Source organism: Xanthomonas sp. LMG 12462 (assembly GCF_009192885.1).
GTDB classification, from domain to species: Bacteria; Pseudomonadota; Gammaproteobacteria; order Xanthomonadales; family Xanthomonadaceae; genus Xanthomonas_A; species Xanthomonas_A sontii.
In genome coordinates, this window is record NZ_NMPP01000048.1 from 23,578 (window position 1) to 41,547 (window position 17,970).

Annotated in this window: 13 protein-coding genes; 3 read left to right on the top strand and 10 right to left on the bottom strand. The window is 68.1% G+C overall.

The window, feature by feature from the left end; genetic code table 11:
- Nucleotides 1-78 precede the first annotated feature (78 nt).
- The 9 genes from CEK69_RS12850 to CEK69_RS12890 all read right to left on the bottom strand — a co-directional run bounded on the left by CEK69_RS12850 (nt 79) and on the right by CEK69_RS12890 (nt 13,308).
- Nucleotides 79-3,195, bottom strand: coding sequence for a discoidin domain-containing protein (locus CEK69_RS12850; protein ID WP_193313982.1), 3,117 nt, complete (start codon nt 3,193-3,195; stop codon nt 79-81).
- Between the two features lie 471 nt (nt 3,196-3,666).
- Complete coding sequence (locus CEK69_RS12855) at nt 3,667-4,503, bottom strand: carbohydrate ABC transporter permease (protein ID WP_017909683.1); 837 nt, start codon at nt 4,501-4,503, stop codon at nt 3,667-3,669.
- Nucleotides 4,500-5,381, bottom strand: coding sequence for a sugar ABC transporter permease (locus CEK69_RS12860; protein ID WP_010342668.1), 882 nt, complete (start codon nt 5,379-5,381; stop codon nt 4,500-4,502). The genes CEK69_RS12855 and CEK69_RS12860 overlap by 4 nt, the downstream gene beginning before the upstream one ends.
- The gene (locus CEK69_RS12865) at nt 5,378-6,640 is read right to left on the bottom strand and encodes a sugar ABC transporter substrate-binding protein (protein WP_223875798.1); all 1,263 of its coding nucleotides are present in this window, start codon (nt 6,638-6,640) and stop codon (nt 5,378-5,380) included. The genes CEK69_RS12860 and CEK69_RS12865 overlap by 4 nt, the downstream gene beginning before the upstream one ends.
- 44 nt (nt 6,641-6,684) lie before the next feature.
- Nucleotides 6,685-8,265, bottom strand: a complete 1,581-nt coding sequence (locus CEK69_RS12870; protein ID WP_173003417.1) for a glucoamylase family protein — start codon at nt 8,263-8,265, stop codon at nt 6,685-6,687.
- 136 nt (nt 8,266-8,401) lie between these two features.
- Nucleotides 8,402-11,374 carry a TonB-dependent receptor gene (locus CEK69_RS12875; RefSeq protein WP_017909686.1) on the bottom strand — a complete coding sequence of 991 codons (2,973 nt, stop codon included), beginning with the start codon at nt 11,372-11,374 and terminating at the stop codon, nt 8,402-8,404.
- A gap of 105 nt (nt 11,375-11,479) precedes the next feature.
- On the bottom strand, nt 11,480-12,493 hold the full coding sequence (locus tag CEK69_RS12880) for a LacI family DNA-binding transcriptional regulator (RefSeq protein WP_152182033.1): 1,014 nt from the start codon (nt 12,491-12,493) through the stop codon (nt 11,480-11,482).
- 234 nt (nt 12,494-12,727) lie between these two features.
- Nucleotides 12,728-13,012 (bottom strand): BolA family protein, encoded by a 285-nt coding sequence (locus CEK69_RS12885; protein WP_152245990.1) that lies wholly within the window; start codon nt 13,010-13,012, stop codon nt 12,728-12,730.
- Nucleotides 13,009-13,308 (bottom strand): YciI family protein, encoded by a 300-nt coding sequence (locus CEK69_RS12890; protein WP_017909689.1) that lies wholly within the window; start codon nt 13,306-13,308, stop codon nt 13,009-13,011. The genes CEK69_RS12885 and CEK69_RS12890 overlap by 4 nt, the downstream gene beginning before the upstream one ends.
- 373 nt (nt 13,309-13,681) lie before the next feature.
- Here CEK69_RS12890 and CEK69_RS12895 point away from each other — a divergent pair, with 373 nt between their 5' ends.
- Genes CEK69_RS12895 through CEK69_RS12905 form a run of 3 tightly spaced genes read left to right on the top strand, consistent with a single transcriptional unit; the run spans nt 13,682 to nt 17,154 of the window.
- Nucleotides 13,682-14,623 carry a ScpA family protein gene (locus CEK69_RS12895; protein ID WP_150410986.1) on the top strand — a complete coding sequence of 314 codons (942 nt, stop codon included), beginning with the start codon at nt 13,682-13,684 and terminating at the stop codon, nt 14,621-14,623.
- Between the two features lie 22 nt (nt 14,624-14,645).
- Nucleotides 14,646-15,614 carry an SMC-Scp complex subunit ScpB gene (gene scpB / locus CEK69_RS12900; protein ID WP_152245992.1) on the top strand — a complete coding sequence of 323 codons (969 nt, stop codon included), beginning with the start codon at nt 14,646-14,648 and terminating at the stop codon, nt 15,612-15,614.
- Complete coding sequence (locus CEK69_RS12905) at nt 15,607-17,154, top strand: pseudouridine synthase (RefSeq protein ID WP_152182037.1); 1,548 nt, start codon at nt 15,607-15,609, stop codon at nt 17,152-17,154. The genes scpB and CEK69_RS12905 overlap by 8 nt, the downstream gene beginning before the upstream one ends.
- 175 nt (nt 17,155-17,329) lie before the next feature.
- On the opposite strand, the gene CEK69_RS12910 is transcribed toward CEK69_RS12905, so the two are convergent.
- Nucleotides 17,330-17,776: a pesticin immunity protein gene (locus CEK69_RS12910; RefSeq protein WP_152245994.1), complete on the bottom strand. Its 447-nt coding sequence runs from the start codon at nt 17,774-17,776 to the stop codon at nt 17,330-17,332.
- Nucleotides 17,777-17,970 lie beyond the last annotated feature (194 nt).

Sequence of the window (17,970 nt, forward strand, 5' to 3'; positions counted from 1 at the left end):
GAAAGCAAAAGCGCCGGCATGCCGGCGCTTTTGCTTTTGCTTTTGCGATTCCCGATTCCCCACTCCCCATTCCCGGCTTCACCGCACCTCGATCTGCACATCCGCCGGCAACGCGTGGATGCGCAGTTCACCGTGCTCCCACTGCGCCGCCTCGCCGTTGACCAGGGTGCGGCCCGGTTCGCCCGGGTACGGCCACGGCAGCACCAGGCCGCCGCTGGGCATGCGCAGGCCCTCGGGGATGTTCAGTAGCAGCCGGTTCTTCTGCCGGCGCAGCTGGTAGCTCAGCGGGCCCTGCGGGGTGCGCAGCTGTTCGATCGCCACGCCCTTGCCGTCGAGCCAGTCGGCGGGGATGCCGGCGGCCAGCACCAGGCTGTCGTCGACGTCGCGGGCGTAGGCGAACATGTCCAGCACCGAGCGCACGAAGTCCGAGGCGACCCAGGCATGCGGCAGGTCGCCGAGGAAGAACGGCTTGCGCGGCGTGCGCGAGACCACTTCGGCCCACTGGTTCCACGCCTGCGGCGTGCGGTCCTTGAAGAAGAACTGCGTCGCCTCCCACGCGCGCTCGCGCCAGCCCAGGCGCACGAACGCGGACACGTTGCGCCACTCGTAGGGGGTGTAGTCCTTCCACTCGCGGGTGCCGTCGCGGCGGCCGACGAACTCGCTCCAGTAACGCTCGAAGGTGTTGTCGAGCAGCGCCTGCGGCAGCCGGCCCTGCTCGCCGCCCGGCGCCAGCGCGATGGTGGTCGAGGTCGGATCGAAATCGCCCAGTTCCGCCGAGCCCGGCAGGAAGTCGATGTGGTGCTGCTGGGTGGCGGCGTCCAGCGAGGCGTACAGGTCCTGGCGGAACTGGTCGCGCGAGGCGGCGAAGTGCGCGGCATCGTCGATGCGGCCGAGTTCGGCGGCGATGCTCACCGCGTCCTTGTAGCCGCGCAGCGCCCAGAAGTTGTCCCAGTACGAGTGCATCGGCTTGGCCGAATAGCCCTCGTGGCTGATCGACACCGGCATCATCCCGTAGAAGGCCGCGTTGCGCGCGCGGTTCTCGTCGGTGCGCTCGCTCAGCCGCAGCTGTTCCATGTAGGTGTACGCGCCGAGCACGTGCGGCCACATCTGTTCCAGGAAGGCGCGGTCGCCGCTGTAGCGGTAGTAATCGGCGACGCTGTAGATCAGTTCGCCGTGGCTGTCGTTCTCCGGCACCGGATCGCTGCCGCGGTCGTCCACGCAGCACGGCACCATGCCGTTGGCGAACTGGTACGGCGCATACCACTCCACGTACTCGCGCACCACGTCGGCGCGGCCCAGGCGCAGCAGGCCTTCGGAGATCATCGCGCCGTCGCGGATCCAGCTGCGCGAGTACGAACGCGTGCCCGGCTGCAGGCGCGGACCGATCCGCGAGATCAGCATGTGCGCCAGCGCGGTGCGCAGCGTGTCGGTGACCGCCTTGCCCTGCGCCGGCACATGCAACTGCACGCGGTCCAGCTTCTCGTGCCACTGCGCGGCGACCTGCTGTTGCGCGCGTGCCGCATCGAAGCCTGCCGGCACGCCGGCGTTACCGGTCTGCGGGATCACCAGCGCCACCTCACGCACCTCGCCCGGGGCCAGACGCCCGCGGTACAGCAAGGCGCCGGAGGCCAGTCCGTCCGGATCCTGCGCCTGCTGCGGCAGGCCGCTGGCGTCGGTACTCAGCCGTTCGACGTCCATGCCGGCGTCGAACGCGCTGGCATACGCCGCATCCGGCTTCTGCACCGCGAACACCCGCGGCTGGCCGTTGACCTGCACCTGCGTGCCGGCGAAGGCCAGCGAGCGGATCGGGCTGACCCCGCCGACCGTGTTGAGGAACTGGCTGGGCGGATTGACCTGGAACGGACGCACCGCCAGCGCCAGGGTGTAGTCGTGCGGCTGCTTGCTCGGGTTGCTGAGCCGGTAGCGCGCTACCAGTTGCGCCTGCTCCGGCTCGCCCTGCACGAAGGCGGTCACGCGCAGCGCGGCGTTGTCATGGCTCCAGTCCACGCTGGGAATCGGCAGGTAGTCGTCCTGCAGGCTCTGCGCCGTCTTGACGTCGGCCCAGCTCAGGCGCTTGCCGTCCAGCAGCAGGAACGGCTCGATGCTGAAGCCGCCCTTGCCCACCTCGATCGCGCCATCCTCGCCGACCAGGCCCTGCTCGCGGCCGCCATCCAGGCCGACGATGGTCCAGTACGGCTGCTCGCCGCTGAAGCCGCGCGGGAACCAGCCGCGGGTCGATTGCGCCGCCACCGACTTGATGAAGTCGTTCTGGGTGGCGGCGAAGGCCAGCGGCTGCAGCGTGATGTCGGCGATGCCGTAACGGAAGCTGGGGCCGTCCTGCAGGTCGAAGCGCACGTAGCGCGCCTCGGTTTCCGGCAGCGCCAGCCAGTCGGTGCCGCCGTTGCCGGCGGTCACGCTGCGCAACTCGCGCCAACTACGCCCGTCGGCCGAGCCTTGCACGGTGTAGCGCGAGGCATAGACGCCCGGCGCCCACTGCACCTTGGCGCCGCCGAACTCGCGCACCTTGCCCAGGTCCAGCATCACCGTCTGGGTCTTGGCATTGCCGCTGTACCAGACGGTGTCGGGCTTGCCGTCAGCGATGCGCTGCTCCAACGCCGGCGCGGTATCGGTGTTGACCTTGACCGTCAGCGGCGAGGTGTCCTGCGGCGGCAACGGGGTCAGGGTCAGCTGGTCGAAGCACACCGTGCCGGCGCCGCCGACCTGGTTGTAGATGGTGAACTCGATCTGTGCGCTGCGGGTCAGCTCCTTCTCCGGGCTCGGTCCCCAGGCCTTGTCGATCTGCCGCTTCTTGTAGGTGACCGTGCTCCACTGCGTGGGGAAGTCGTAGCGCGGCCGGTTGACCCACCACACGTTGTCGCCGCTGGCGTCGACCAGTTTGAACTGGAGGTCGTTGCTCGGCGACTCGCCGCGCAGCTGGAACGAAAACTGGTAGTTGTCCGGGTACTCGATCGGCACGCTGCGGCGGATCCCGGCATAGCCGGACACGCCGTTGAAGTCGTAGTCCAGGCACAGCGCCTTGGCGCGGCCGCCGCTGGGCGCCTGCACCAGCCGGGTCGAGGCAGTGACCTGGTTGGAGACGACGATCTGCCACTTGTCCAGATCGTTGAAGCTGTCCAGCGTCACCGTGGAGGTCGGCGGCGCGGCGACGGCATGGGCGGCCGCCAGTCCCAGCATCGCCAGCATCGCGCGTGCGCACGTCATCGCCATACCGTCCCTCATCGCCTTCCCCGTCGCTGTCGTTTCGTTGCGTGTCTGCTTGTATGTGTCTGTGCATCCCAGCGGGCATCGCACCCATCGGCGCCCCTCGGCATCGCCTTGCATGTTGTCGCGGCTGAAGCCGCTCCTACACGTCAGGCCTGGCCATCCATGGCCGGGCGTTCGGGAACGCGCGCGCCAGTGGCGCTCGATGTTCCGCATCGATGCTGCCGTCCATGGCGCAACCATCCCACACCAGAACGTCCGGCCCGGCCATCCGTGGCCGGGCGTTCGGGAACGCGCGAGCCAATGGCTCGCAAGCGCGTCGCCGCACTCGCCTGTTTCCCATGCCATCCCTGGCGCAACCGATCGGCTCCGGACGACCCGGCCCGGCCATCCATGGCCTGGCGTTCGGCGCAACGCGCGCCAGTGGCGCGCAAGCGTTGCGCCTCACCCCTTCACGCTGCCGAGCAGCAGGCCCTGGATGTAGTAGCGCTGCAGCGCCAGGAACAGCGCCAGCACCGGGACCACCGTGACCACCGCGCCGGCCATCATCATCTCCACGTCCATGATGTGCTCGCGCGACAGCGCCGCCAGCGCCACCGGCAAGGTGTAGTGCTCCTGGTCGGTCAGCACGATCAGCGGCCACATGAAGTCGTTCCACGCCGCCATGAAGGTGAAGATGGTCAGCGTCACCAGCACCGGCTTGAGCATCGGCAGCACGATCTGGAAGAAGATCCGCAGCTCGCCGGCACCGTCGATGCGCGCGGCCTCCAGCAGTTCGTCCGGAATCGAACGCGCGTACTGTCGCACCAGGAAGATGCCGAACACCGTCGCCAGCGCCGGCACGACCACGCCGCCGAAGTTGTTGACCAGGTGCAGCTGCTTCATCAGCAGGAACAGCGGCAGCATCGCCACCTGCGCCGGGATCACCAGCGCCGCCAGCAGGATCTGGAAGATCCGCTCCTTGCCGACGAAGCGCAGCTTGGCGAAGGCGTAGCCGGCCATGGTATTGATCAGCAGCGAGCCGAAGGTGATCGCGCACGACACCAGCAGGCTGTTGGCGAAGTTGCGGGCCATGCCGGTGCGCGAGAACAGCTCGCCGTAGTTGGCCAGGGTGGCGCCGGTGGGCAGCATCGGCGGCGGGAAGCGGCTGGCCTGCCCCGCCGGCATGAACGACACCGACACCATCCACAACAGCGGCGCCAGGCTGATCACGGCGAGCAGCAGCAGCCCGCCGTTGACCAGCAGCGTGTTCCAGCGCGAGGCGCCGATCTCCCGGCTCATACCAGGTCCCTCTTGCGGCCGAAGCGCAGCATCACCGTCGTCACTCCCAGGATGATCAGGAACAGCAGGAACGCCACCGCCGACGCGCGGCCGAGGTTCCACCACTTGAAGCCTTCCTCGAACATGTAATACAGCACGCTGACCGTGCTCTGCAGGGGATCGCCGCGGGTCATCACGTAGGGTTCGGCGAACAGCTGGAAGTAGCCGGACACGGTGATCACCCCGACCACCAGCAGCACCGGCCCCAGCATCGGCAGGGTGATGTGCAGGAACTGCCGCCACTTGGAGGCGCCGTCGATGCGCGCGGCCTCGTACAGGTCCTGCGGGATCGCCTGCAGGCCGGCGAGGAAGATCACCATGTTGTAGCCGAAGTTCTTCCACACCGCGAACAGCATGATGGTCGGCATCGCCCAGTGCGGGTCGCCGAGCCAGTCGATCGGGCCGATGCCCAGATGCGCCAGGCCGTAGTTGACCAGGCCGTAGCTGGTGTGGAACAGGTAGCGCCAGATCACCGCCACCGCCACCAGCGTGGTCACCACCGGCGCGAACAGCGCGGTGCGGAACAGCGCCTTGAAGCGCGCCACCGGCGCGTTCAGCAGCAGCGCCGCGCCCAGCGAGGCGCCGATGGACAGCGGTACGCCGACGATCACGAAGTACGTGGTGTTCCACAGCGACTTCCAGAACATCGGCGTCTGCAGCAACTCGATGTAGTTGCCGAAGCCGACGAAGCGCAGGTTGTGGCGATCGGCCAGCGAGTACAGGTCGAAGTCGGTGACGCTCAGCGCCAGCGCCGACAGCACCGGCAGGCCGAAGAACACGCCGATCACGATCAGCGCCGGGCCGGCGAACAACCAGCCGATCAGGGAACCGCGCTTCATGGCGCCGCTCCCGCGGCCGGCGCCGCCGTGCCTTCGCGGTGCTGCTGGTGGATCCAGCGGCGTTTCTCCAGGATCTCGTCGACCCGCTTGTCCAGTTCCCGCATCGCCTTCTCCTGCGGCTCACCGCCGCGCACCACGCGCTCGGTGGCCAGCCGCATCTCCTGCACGATGCGCTCCCACTCCAGCACCTTCGGTGCCGGCTTGACCCGCTCCAGCTGATCGCGGAAGGCGTGCGCCAGCGGATCGTCGGCCAGCGACGGATACGCCCAGGTGCTGCGCCGCGGCGGCATGTCGCCGATCAGCGCGTGGAAGCGCGCCTGGATCTGCGGCCGCGACAGGAACTCGATCAGCTTCCACGCCGCGTCCTTGTGCTCGGACTTGCGGAAGATCACCAGGCTGGTGCCGCCGGCGATGCCGGCGCCGGGGCCGTCCGGACCCGGCAGCGGCATGGTGCCCCACTGGTCCTTGAGCGCAGCCGGCTGCACCTTGCGGAACTCGCGGATGTTCCACGGGCCGGAGATGTAGAACGCGTAGAAACCGTTGAAGAACTCGTCCCAGACGTTGGAGATCTGCGTCTCCGACATCTTCGGCGCCCAGCCCTGGTCGAACATGTTGGCGTAGAACGCCAGCGCCTTGCGGAAGCCGGGGCTTTCGAAGTTGCCGTAGTTGTTGTGGTCGCGCAGCAGCGGATCGGGCAGCTGCAGGCCCAGCGACAGTTGCTGCTCGAACTCGTTGAGCGGCATCAGGATGGCGTAGCGCTTCGGCCCGACATGCTTCTTCACCGCCGCCATCGCCTGCTCCCACTCGGCCCAGGTCTGCGGCAGCTTGGTCACCCCGGCGTCGCGCAGCATGTCCTTGCGATAGAACAGCAGGCGCGTGTCCACGTACCAGGGGATGCCGTAGAGCTGGCCATCGATGACGCTGGTGTCCCAGATGCCGGGGAAGTAGTCCTTCGGGTCGACCACCTTGGAGCGCTCGACATAGGGCTGCAGCGGCTGCAGCGTGCCCAGTTCGGCGAATTCCGGGATCCAGGTGTTGCCCAGCTGGCACACGTCCGGCAGGCCGTCGGCGGCGAAGGCGGTCAGCAGCTTCTCGTGCGCGGCGGTCCACGGGATGTTCTGGATGTCCACGTGGATGCCGGGATTCTCCTTCTCGAACTCCGGGATCAGCTCGGCCACCACCTCGGCCTCGCGGCCCATCGCCCAGAACCGCACCACCTCGCCCTGCGGGGCGCGCGCGCACCCGCACACGGCCACCATCAGCAAGCCCAGCGACACCCAACGACCGATCATGCGTGCTGCGCTCATTCGGGCTTCTGCGGCTGGCGCTGGTCGGGGTTCTGTTGCGCCTGCGCAGCGGCGGCGCGCGACTCGGCGATGCCGATCGCCCGCGCCGCGGCGGCCTGCTCGTCCTTCTTCGGCACCGGCTGCGCCTCGCCCTCCGGAGTCAGCCAGCCGCCGCTGAAGCCGGCGCGCTCCAGTCCGGTGCGGATGTACTTGTTCTTCTTCATCACGTTCCAGACGAACTCGTTGCGGTAGTTGGCGATCATGGTCAGGATCGGGCCCTGGTCGATGCCGATGTAGTCGCTGGAGACCCAGCCGCGTCCGGGCACGACGCGGCCGGTCTTGAGCGGGATATCGTAGTTGAAGCTGGGGTTGAACGAATCCAGGAAGCCGTAGCTGGAGTAGATGAAGTCGCCGTAGCGCTTGTGCATCTCCTCGGTGGCCGGAATCACCACTTCCGGCGCGAACACCAGCGAGGCCACCGCCGCGGTCGGCGCGATGGTGCCGTCGTCGAAGTTCTCGCGCAGGCCGGCGCCGCGCGAGGAATAGTGGCGGAACTGGCGTTGTTCGCCGCGATACTCCTGCTCGGTGTTCTGCGGCCCATCGCTGGCGGTCAGGCCCCACACGTTCTCGCCGTAGTCCTTCCACTTCATCGGATTGGCGATGGCGTACTCGCGCTGCGCCAGCACCGCGCGGCGGCTGTTGAGGAAGTAGTCGATGCCGCGCTCGCGCATGTACTGGTCCTGGATGTCGCGGAAGTCGATCCAGACATGGCTGTACTGGTGCGCGAACATCGGCCCGAACGACAGGTATTCCTGGCCGTAGTACACGCCCCAGTCGTTGTTGTAGGTGCGGGTCCACACCGTCCACGCATCCGGGCTCACCGCATGGGTGGGCGATCCCAAGGCCAGCACGTACAGCATCATCGCTTCGTTGTAGCCCATCCAGTCGTGGCTGATGAAGCCGCTTTCGGGGAACCAGCCCATCGAGATCAGCGGATCGCGCTGCTGCAGCCAGGTCCAGTCCACGCGCCGGTACAGCGTGTCGGCGATCTCGCGAATCTCCTTCTCGCGCGGGTCGTCGCCGTCGTAGTACGACTGCGCGAACAGCACGCCCATCATCAGCAGCGCGGTATCCACGCTCGACAGCTCCACCCAGCTGTCGTAACGGTGGCCGTTCTGCATGTCCAGAAAGTGGTAATAGAAGCCCTTGTAGCCGGCCTTGCCGGTGCGCTGCGGGCCGACCGGCGCATCGCGGAAGAACTTCAGCGTGGTCAGGGTGCGATCCACCGCCTGGGTCCGGCTGATCCAGCCGTTCTCGATGCCGATGGGATACGCCGTCAGCGAGAACCCCACCGACGCGATGCTGGCGAACGGACGCGACGGGAAGCGGTCGGGAGTCAGGCCATTGGTGTCGTTGGTGGTGTCCCAGAAGAACTGGAAAGTGCGCCGCTCGATGTCGCTGAACAGTTGCGGCAGCTCGGGCTTCAGCGGTTTGGGCGGCAGTTCCGCCTCGACCAGGATCACCTGCACCGGCTTCTTCTCCACCGCCTTCGGCTCCTCGACCTTTTTACACGCCGTCAGCAGCACCCCTGCTGCCATCACCATCAACGAAAACCTGATGAACCTGCGCTGCTTCTTCATCGTGCCCCCCGTGAAATCGTTTACATGCACGCAAAAAATACCCCACTTCCGCATCGCCGCGGCCCCCGGTGCACGGGAGCCGCGGCGACCTTGCTTACCAGTTCAAGCCGAACGACAGCTTGAACGTCCGCATCGGCGAGGCGAGCACGCCGTTCGGCGTACCGAACGCCGTATTCAGATCGGCGTACGTTCCGGTTGCGGTGTTGTAGTCCGCGTAGTTGGTCCAGTTGAACAGATTGATGACATCGGCGCGCACGTTGAACTTGATGCCCGACCCGGTATCCCATTCCTTGTTCGCCGCCAGGCTGAATTCCTTGTAGCCCAACGTGGCGTCCGGCTTGTACTGAATGATATAGCACTGGTCGTTGCCCGCCAGGCAGTTGGTGCCGTAGCGCGGGGTCTGGCTGGCCAGCGACAGCTTGGCCGACAGGGTGACGTCGTACGGCAGATCGTAGATGCCGGTGACCACCAGGCGGTTCTTCGGGATGCCGCCGGCCTCACGCCAGCCGTAGCCGGCCATCGACGGCTGGTCCAGCGCATAGTGCTCGCCGTACTGGCGGTTTTCCTTCGCGTCGGAGAAGGTATAGGCCACGGTCAGGCCCCAGCCCGATTCCTTGTCGTAGGGCTTGTCCAGCTTCAGCGCCAGCTGGTTGTTGCGCGTCTTCAGGCCGTTGGTGCCGAGCACGATCGCGCTGTAGCCGTTGGGCGAATCGGTGGGCACGCCGGAGGTGGTGCCGGGCAGGAAGAACGAGCCGTCGGCACGGCGGTTGCCGCGCAGGAACACGAAGCCGTCCTCGCTGACGATGCGGCTCAGGGTCACGTCCGTGTACCAGTCGTTGCCCCAGAAATGCAGCATGTTGCGCATGCCCAGGCTGAACTGGTCGGAGTACGGCACCTTGATGTTGTTGTCGATCAGGTACACCTCGCGGCCGCCGCCGGTGCCGGCGGTGGTGGAGGCGGCCAGCCCGTTCAGGCCGGCCTGGGTCGCATAGCTCGGGTCCCATGCCACGCACGGCTGACCGAGGCACGGCGTGTTGGCGCTGCTGAAGTAGTAGCTGTAGGAGCGGAAGTTGTTGTTGAGCTGCTCCAGCGCCAGGTAGTCGAACAGGTTGCGGTCGTACGCACGGCCGGCACCGCCGTAGATCACGTGCGCCTGGTCGCCGAACAGGTCGTAGGAGAAGCCCAGGCGCGGCTGCCAGGCATCCTTGAACGCCTTGCGGTTGTTGCCGGTGCTGATGTAGTTGGCGATGTCGTAGTTGGCGTTGTCCAGATTGCGCCAGTTCAGCAGCGCGCTGGCGACGTCGGCCGGGGTGACGAAGTCGAGGAACGACGGGGTCTTCTCGTAGTCGTAGCGCACGCCCAGGTTCAGGGTCAGGTGCTCGTTGACCTCCCAGTCGTCCTGCAGGTAGATGCCGTACTGCTTGTTCTGCGACTGCACCGAACCGCCGTCGCCGGTGTCGCCGAAGCGCACCCGGTACGGGGTGCCGACATCGCTGAGGATGTTGTAGTAGTACTGCGGATTGGCCGGATTGATCTGGGTCGAATCGAGCTGGATGTCCTTGTACTTCAGGCCCATCTTGATGGTATGGCTGCCGTGCCAGTCGAGGCTGTTGAGGGTCAGGTCGTCCTGCAGGGTCCAGCCCTTCTGGCCCTTGTTCTGGAAGCTGCTGCCGGCGCCGGCGCTGAGGATGGTGGTCTCGTTGCCGGCCTGCGGCACATAGGACAGCACGTAGCCGCTGCCGTCGGTGAGCGGGGTCTGGGTCCAGAACGCGCTCTCGTAGCTCAGGTTCAGATCGTTGAGGAAGGCCTCGCCGCTGTACTGCCAGCGCAGGTTGGCGCGCTTTTCCTTCTGCCCGTTGCTGCTGCCGTGCTGGTAGGTGGTGGTGTTGCCGATGTCCGACAGCTCGTCTTCCTTGCGGTACTTGCCGGTCAGCTCGAACAGGTTGTTGTCGCCCAGGGTCCAGTCGATCTTGCCGAAGTACAGGTCTTCCTTGAACGGCGTGCTGTAGGTGGCGACCAGCGGCTGCAGCTGCGCCGGCAGCTGGTCGACGCGGTCGGCGTAGATGCCGCCCGGGATCACCGTGTTCGGCGTGGTGTATTCCTTGGCCTCGTAGGCCACGAAGAAGTGCGCGCGGTCCTTGAGGATCGGGCCGCTGAAAGTGGCGCCGTACTGGGTCTCGGAGAAGTCGTCGCGCTGGCCGGCCTTGCGCTCCAGCGGGCTTTCGGCACGCCAGTCGTCGTTGGTCGTATCCCAGAAGAAGCTGCCGTGGAAATCGTTGGTGCCGGACTTGGTCGAGGCGACGATCGCCGCGCTGCTGACCTGGTCGAACTCGGCCTTGTAGTTGGAGGTGATGACCTTGTACTCGCCGATCGCCGACTGCGGGAACGGGTTGCCGCGGCTGGAATCCTGGCCGCTGACGCCGCCGGTCAGCACGTAGTTCTTCTGGCTGATGCCGTCGATGTAGACGTTGGTGCCGTTGGCCGAGGTCGCGCCGGAGCGCACCGTGGTGTTGCCCTTGGCGTCGCGCTGGAACTGCACGCTCGGCACGCTGTCGGCCAGCTCAAGGAAGTTGCGCGTGGCCTGCGGCAGCTTCTCGATCTGCACGTTGGAAATGTAGGTGGCGTTCTCCGAGGTACGGGTTTCCACCAGCACCGGCGGCGCCTGCACCTGCACCGCGTCGAGCGTGGTCGCGCCCTGCCCGTTGGCGGTGGCCGCTTCGCCGCCCACGCCCAGATCCAGGGTGGCGGTCTGGCCGACCTGCACGGTGACGTTCTGCGAGGTGGTCTTGCCGTCGGCGGTGACGTCGATGCGGTAGGAACCCGGCGGCAGGCCGCCGACCGAATAGGTGCCGTTGCTGGTCTGCACGCTGCGGCTCAGACCGGTGGCCAGGTTGGTGGCGGTGACCTGCGCGGACGCGGCCGGCGCCGAATCGACCTTGACCTGGCCGCGGATGGTGGCACCGGTGCTTTGCGCGAATGCCGGCGCGGCGCCCAGCAGCAGACAACTGGCGAGGGCGCAGCTCAACAGCTTGCGCGTGGGCCGGGCGGAGTGCGGGGTGTGTTGCATGTGGGGTTTTCCCTCCAGGAAGACGTGATGCTCGTTATGGGTGGTGCGTGGTGCTTCGATGGAACGAAGTGGAACAAGCGATGCGGCGCAGAAAAATGCGTCGCATCAGGAACGGGCCGTGCTGGAATCGCGCACGACCAACGTAGGAACCAGGGTCTGCCGCTGCCGGTCGTCCGCGTCGGGCCGATCAATCAGTTGCAGGAGGCGGTGCATCGCCTGCTCACCAAGCCCGGCGATGCTGACGCGCATGGTGGTGAGGGATGGGTGAACGAAACGCGCCAGCGGAATGTCGTCGAAGCCGGCCAACGCGATGTCGTTGGGCACGCGCACGCCGCTCTGGGTGAAGGCGTAGAGGCAGCCGAGCGCGGTCATGTCGTTGGCGGCGAACACCGCATCGGGCAGCGTGCCGGCCTGCAGCATCGCCTGTCCGGCGCGATAGCCGGAGGCTTCGTCGAAGTCGCCCGGGAACTCCTGGCCATGCGCTTCGCCGGAATGGCGTGCCACGGCGTCGCGGAAGCCGCGCAGGCGTTCGCGCGCGTCGAAGTTCAGTTCCGGACCGCCGATGAAGGCGATGCGGCGATGCCCCATCGCCAGCAGGTGCTCGGTCATCGCCACCGCGCCGGCGTGGTCGTCGATGCTCAGCACCGGATATTCGGTGCCCGGCAGGTGGGTGTTGATCAACACCGTCGGCAACGCCTGCGGCAGGTTGTCGGTGAGGAAGCCCGGACGCTCGGCATACGGCGACAGCACCAGCAGGCCGTCGACGCGGCCGCGCATCGCCCGCAGCGCCCGCCCCTGCTCTTCCGGGTCGCCGTGGTAACTGGACACCAGCAGGTGCTGGCGGCGCGCGCGGGCGGCGCCGTCGATGCCGCGGATCAGTTCGGAGAAGAATTCGCCGTACAGGTCGGGCAGCACCACGCCCAGGGTCTGGGTGCGGCGGCTGCTGAGGCTGCGCGCCGCCGCATGCGGGCTGTAGCGCAGGCGCTCGGCCACTTCCAGCACCAGGGTCCGCACCGGTGCGGCCACGTTCTCGTGGCCATTGAGCGCACGCGACACGGTGGCCACGGAAACCCGAGCCTCGCGTGCGACGTCTTTGATGGTAACCGCGCTCTTCGCCATCGTGCCGCCCTCCGCGGCAGAGACCTTGAGAAACTGGCGCGGACTGTAATCGTTTTCAGCGCGAGGCAGAAGCCCTTTGTTATTTTTACAATAAACGCCTTATTTTTCAGTTACTTGAATAATGAGAAACCGGTCGGAATCGTGCCGCAATGCAGCATAATCCAGGTGCAGATTCCGCTTTTTCCCGGGGTGTACACCCCTGTTTGGACCGGCGGCAGCCGTCGCCGGCGCGCGTCAGCCGCCCGTGCCCGGCACCTCGGCGCGGATCGACAGCGCGTGGATGTCGGTCTGCATCATCTCGCCCAGCGCCGCGTAGACGGCACGGTGGCGGGCCAGCGGCGCCATGCCGGCGAAGGCCGGGCTGACCACCCGTACATTGAAATGCCCGCGGCCGTCGCGCGCGCCGGCATGGCCGGCATGGCGATGGCTGTCGTCCTCCACCTCCAGCGCCTGCGGCGCGAACGCCGCCTCCAGCGCGGCGCGGATCCGCGCCACCCGCTCGGCGCCGATCTGGCTCATGGCAGCACCTTGCGGAACGGCCGCACCTCGACCCGGGCATAGACGCCGGCATCGACATACGGATCGGCCTCGGCCCAGGCCCGCGCCTCGGCCAGCGAGTCGAACGCGGCCACCACCAGGCTGCCGCTGAAGCCGGCCGGACCCGGATCCTCGGCGTCGATCGCCGGGCACGGCCCGGCCAACAACAGCCGCCCGGCTTCCTGCAATGCGGTCAGCCGCTGCAGATGCGCCGGCCGCGCCGCCGCCCGCCGCGGCAGCGCATCGGCCACGTCGTACCCCTCGATCACGTACCACATCGCGTCTCCGCCCTCGTTGCCTATCCAAAGACCTGTCATTGTAGAACCTGCCCCGGCACGGCGGCGCTGGACACCGACCCCGCCGGCGCATTACCCTTGGTCGTATTGCACGCGGCCGGATGCAGCGGCCCGTCGGTGATCGGCGACCCCAAGCCCCTTCCGACGACCGATTCGCTGCCTGACACCGCCCGCGCAGACGTCCTCCTCTGCAGTTCCCGCCGCCACGACACGCGTGGCGTGCGTCGTGTGTCTTGTTGAAGTACCGAGCGCGTTGCGGGGACGACGCGCCATTGAACCGCAGCACTGCCGGCAAGGAGCCGCGCCGGGTCGCGCCTGCCCGGCCCTTCGCTACCGCAACACCGATGTCCAACCGATGACTTCCGAACTCGCGCTCGACGCGAACCCGCCAACCCAGACGACCCCGCCACAGCAGCAGGAAATGCCGCTGGCGGTCGTGCATGGGCAGCCGGTCCTGCAGATCCCGCAGGATCTGTACATCCCGCCGGATGCGCTGGAAGTGATCCTGGATGCGTTCGAAGGCCCGCTGGACCTGCTGCTGTACCTGATCCGCCGGCAGAACCTGGACATCCTGGACATCCCCGTCGCCGAGATCACCCGGCAGTACGTGGACTACATCAACGTGATGCAGGAGTTGCGCTTCGAACTGGCAGCCGAATATCTGGTGATGGCCGCGATCCTGGCCGAGATCAAGTCGCGGATGCTGCTGCCGCGGCCGCCGGCCGAGGACGGCGAGGAAGTGGACCCGCGCGCCGAACTGGTCCGCCGCTTGCAGGAGTACGAACGCTTCAAGCAGGCGGCCGAGGACATCGACGCGCTGCCGCGGCAGGACCGCGACACCACCCCGGTGCACGCCCATGTGCCGGACCGTGCCGCGGTCAAGCTACCGCCGCCGGTGGAGTTGAAGGAAATGCTGCTGGCGCTGTACGACGTGCTCAAGCGCGCCGAACTGTTCAGCGGCCACGCGATCAAGCGCGAGGCGCTGAGCGTGCGCCAGCGCATGGGCGACGTGCTGGGCCGTCTGGACGACGGCAAGTTCCACCGTTTCGAATCGCTGTTCAGTGCCGAGGAAGGCAAGCTCGGCGTGCTGGTCACGTTCCTGGCATTGCTGGAACTGGCCAAGGAGCAGTTGCTGGACATCGTCCAGGAACCGCTGGCGCACGTCCCCGCCGAGGCCGCCGAGCGGCCGCCGATGCCGCCGATCTACGTCAAGTCGCTGGCACTGGGCAACACCAACGCGCCGCTGCAGTTCAACAGCGAGTTCGACGACAGCGACGCCGCCGACGCCACCACCTGAGCCACCGAGAACCCGCCCCCGCATGGATCAAGCGCTGATCAACCGCATCGTCGAGGCCGCCCTGCTCGCCGCCAACCAGCCGTTGCCGCTGGCGCAGTTGCACGGCCTGTTCCCGGAGGAGGAACCCGCGCCGCCAGGCAGCATCGAGCGCGCGCTGGAACTGCTGCGCGAGGCCTGCGAGGGCCGCGGTGTGGAACTGGTCGAAGTGGCCTCCGGGTTCCGCTACCAGGTACGCAGCGACGTGCACGCCTGGGTGGCGCGGCTGTGGACCGAGCGCAAGACCCGCTACACCCGCGCCACCCTGGAGACGCTGGCGCTGATCGCCTACCGGCAGCCGATCACCCGCGGCGAGATCGAGCAGGTGCGTGGCGTGGCGGTCAGCAGCAACATCATCCAGGCGCTGGAAGAGCGCGAGTGGATCCGCGTGGTCGGGCACCGCGACGTGCCGGGCAAGCCGGCGCTGTTCGGTACCACCAAGACCTTCCTGGATTATTTCGGGCTCAAGCGCCTGGACGAACTGCCGCCGCTGTCCGAACTCAAGGACATCGGCGAACTGGAGCCGCAGCTGCCGCTGGACCGCGACGCGCTGCCGGTCGGCGACATGGCCCAGGCCGACGCCGCGCCGGGCGACGCGGCCGATCAGGGCAACCAGGGCGACACCACGGCGCAGGCCGCAGCCGCCGGCGAACCCGCCGAGCCTGCCGCGACGGCGCAGGCAGACGCGGCCGATGCCGACGCTGCCGCCGACGCAGAAGCACGCGACACCGCAACACCGCACACCCCCGCGACCGACGACGCCCACGCGCCGGCGGCCACGGATTCCACGACCGCCCCGACGGGCGAACCCGAAGCCGCGCCGGGAGAGCGCGCGGCGGATGCGAACGAAGCCGAAGACAACGCCGTCGCGACGACGACCGTGGCTGTTGACGATGCCGATTCCGAACCACAGGCCGACGCGCAACGCGCCGGCCGGAGCCAAGTAAATGAGTGACACCTCCCGCAAGCTGTCGTTGAACAAGCTCTCGCTCAAGCGCGACGCCGCTGCCGCCGAGCAGCCGAAACTGGAAGAACGCCTGCACAAGGTCCTGGCCCAGGCCGGACTGGGCTCGCGCCGGGCGCTGGAACAGCGCATCGCCGACGGCCTGGTCAAGGTCAACGGCGAGGTCGCGCAGACCGGCATGTCGATCCGCAGCGGCGACAAGATCGAGCTGGACGGCCGCAGCTTCGTCGCCAGCGCGCTGACCGAGCCCTCGCGCGTGCTGATCTACAACAAGCCCGAAGGCGAAGTGACCACGCGCGAAGATCCCGAAGGCCGCCCGACCATCTTCGAGGCGCTGCCGGCGCTGAAGGGCGCGCGCTGGATCGCGATCGGCCGCCTGGACATCAACACCACCGGCCTGCTGCTGCTCACCACCGACGGCGAGCTGGCCAACGCGATGATGCACCCCTCCTACGAGATCGAACGCGAGTACGTGGTGCGCGTGCGCGCCCCGGAAGGCGAAGAGACCGTGCCCGACAGCATGATCGAGCGGCTCTCGCGCGGCGTGCTGCTGGAGGACGGCGGCGCCAAGTTCGACGAGATCGAACGCATCGGCGGCACCGACTCGCACGACTGGTTCCGGGTGGTGGTCAAGGAAGGCCGCAACCGCGAGGTGCGGCGCCTGTGGGAATCGCAGGGCTGCCAGGTCAGCCGGCTCAAGCGCACCCGCTACGGCAAGATCGCGCTGCCGCGCGAACTGCTGCGCGGGCACTCGATGGAACTGGCGCAGGACAAGGTCGAGGCGCTGCGCGCCGAGCTGAAGCTGGAGGAAGGCACCCCGTCGGCGCTGACCCTGCAGCCGGTGATCGGCCAGCGCAAGGCGGCCAAGGCCACCGTGCAGGTCGGCCGCGGCGGCAATGCCTACGTCAACGGTCACAACACCGCCGACGAAGGCCGCGAGCTGCGCCGCTTCGACACGTTCCGCGAGGACCGCGGCCGCGGCCGCGGCGGCAAGAAGCCGCACGGCGGTCTGACCGTGAGCGGCGAAATGGCCGCCAAGCAGGCGCAGAAGCCGTTCAAGCAGCGCGCCCCGAAGGGCCCCAAGCCGCTGCCGGACGGCAACCCCGCCGCGTTCCGCACCTGGTACGTGCCCGATGGCGTCAGCACCGGCCCGACCGGCCACCGCAATGCCGGTCCCGGCGGTCGTGGCCAGGGTCAGGGCCAGGGGCGTCCCTACGCCAAGCCGCGTCCGGCCGGTGCCGGCGCTGGTGCCGGCGCCGGCCAGGGCCGCGGTCAGGGCCAGGGCCAGCAGCGCAAGGCGCACCCCTACGGGCATCCGGGCAACGCGCCGAGCTTCCCGTCCGACCACGCCACCCCCGGCTTCAATCCCTACGGCGCCGCGCCGCGCGCCGCGCGCCCGGCCGGCGGCCAGAAGCGCGGCCCGGGTCCGGGCGGACGCCCCGGCGGCGGCAACCGCCCGGCCGGTGGACGTCCTCCGGGTGGCGGCGGCCGTCCCGGCGGCGGCGGCAACCGCGGTCCGCGCGGCGGCTGAGGACCACGCCGGTGCCGTGCGCGCCGGCCCGCTCCGCACCCGACAGGGCGCCTGCGCAAGCGGCGCCCTGTTTTTTATGGGGACGCTATCGACCACGGGGACGGCGCGCGCCGTCAGGCCGCGGCAGCCCCTCACCCAGGTGGTGCGACGGCCCGCAGCGCGGCCGCCCGTGCACTCACGCGCCGGCAGGCGCGTTCTTGCAGCCCGCAAACCCCGCCGGGATCTGCCTGGCGGTCCACTTGCCCTGAGACGCTGTGGAGACGAGCAGCGCCGAGGTCGCGTCGTAGCTGGGGGCCTGTGTCGCGCCGGGCCTGGCCAATCCCGTGTCATGGAAGCACAGACGTACGGACGTGGCATCGGCCGACAGCACCTCGAAGCGCATCATCCAGCCCTTGTCGGCCTCGAGCAGGCGCGCGCCATGGGCGGTTTTGGTGACATCCACGAAACCATAGTCCGCGAACGTCGTCTTCCCCGGCAGACGGCGGGGGCCGACCGAGTTGGGGAACGAGGTCAGATCAAGCTGCTGGATGACCGCGTCGACGACGCCTGCCTGCTGCGATACAACCGGAGACGACGCGCCGACGCCCAGCGCGAGAAGGCCAACAAGCATTCCGGAGGTCATGCGGACGATCTCGCGTGCGGAGGGAGTCGCGGATGATAAGCGCCGGGAACGCCGGCGCCCCAATGGAGATTGCCGTGCGCGGTGGCCGCCGACCAGGCGGCGCCCGACAGCGTCTCGCAGGCTCGAACGACAGGGACGTGGCGACATCAGCCCACCCGCTGTCGCGCCGTTCGCCCTGCACGGGCGAAGCCGAT